General features: G+C 66.0%; 1 protein-coding gene. It reads left to right on the top strand.

All coding sequences use genetic code 11. From position 1 onward, the window contains the following. Positions 1-14: 14 nt before the first annotated feature. Positions 15-418 (top strand): DUF2924 domain-containing protein (locus V6L75_RS21000; RefSeq protein WP_334253404.1); only part of this gene is annotated, 404 nt, incomplete at its 3' end.

Genomic DNA, 418 nt, shown 5'->3' with positions numbered 1-418 from the left:
CCAACGGAGAAAGCATGACGACGCACGACCCCATCCCCGCCCGCCTGGCCGCGCTGAAGACCACACCGACGCCTGACCTGAAAAAGCAGTGGCGCGATCTGTTCGACAGCGAACCGCCGCCGTTCAACCGGCGCTATCTCGAAAGCCGTATCGCCTACCGCATCCAGGAACTCGCCTATGGCGGCTTGAAGCCCGAGACGATCCGGCGGCTGGAACGGCTGGGCGAGGAACTCGACGGCGGGGACAAGAAGAAGCGCGGCATGCGCCTAGACCGCGACCTACCGATCACCGGCACACGCCTCCTGCGCCAATGGCAGGGCGTCGAGCATGTCGTCACCGTCATGTCCGACGGCTTTGAATGGCAGGGGCGCCCCTACAAGTCGCTGTCCGCCATCGCGCGCGCCATCACCGGCACTCG

Origin of the sequence: Pannonibacter anstelovis (assembly GCF_036881715.1) — a bacterium.
GTDB classification, from domain to species: domain Bacteria; phylum Pseudomonadota; class Alphaproteobacteria; order Rhizobiales; family Stappiaceae; genus Pannonibacter; species Pannonibacter anstelovis.
The sequence above is the reverse complement of the archived record's forward strand: the minus strand, read 5'-3'. Positions and strand labels throughout refer to the sequence as shown.